The organism is Actinospica acidithermotolerans (assembly GCF_018139625.1).
Lineage (GTDB): Bacteria > Actinomycetota > Actinomycetes > Streptomycetales > Catenulisporaceae > Actinospica > Actinospica acidithermotolerans.
Genome location: NZ_JAGSOH010000361.1, coordinates 1 through 443, shown reverse-complemented (window position 1 = coordinate 443; position 443 = coordinate 1). Strand labels below are relative to the sequence as shown.

Below are 443 nucleotides of genomic sequence, written 5' to 3'. Positions count from 1 at the left end.
CGGCCGCTCCGCGCGCGCCGCCTCGATGCGCTCCGCTGCGGCTTTGCCAAGACCGTTGACGAGCCGCAGTCCGAGGCGCACAGCTGGCGCGTGCGGCAAATCCTCCAGGGTGCAGTCCCATCCGCTGTGCAGCACGTCCGGCGGTCGCACCGTCACGCCGTGCCGACGTGCATCCTGCACGAGCTGCGACGGAGAGTAAAACCCCATGGGCTGCGAGTTCAGAATGGCCGCGAGAAATGCAGCCGGGTGGTGCCGTTTGATCCAGCTGCTGGCATAGACTAAAAGCGCGAAGCTCGCGGCATGGCTCTCCGGGAAGCCGTACTCGCTGAAGCCATGGATCTGTTGAAATACTCGCTCGGCGTACTCGCGTTCGTACCCGCGCGCGAGCATGCCGTCCACGAGCTTCGCGTGGTACTTCTGAAGCCCGCCTTTTCGCTTCCAGG

1 protein-coding gene is annotated in these 443 nt (G+C 65.2%); it reads right to left on the bottom strand.

From position 1 onward, the window contains the following. Positions 1-443 (bottom strand): helix-hairpin-helix domain-containing protein (locus KDK95_RS35090; RefSeq protein ID WP_443612931.1); only part of this gene is annotated, 443 nt, incomplete at both ends.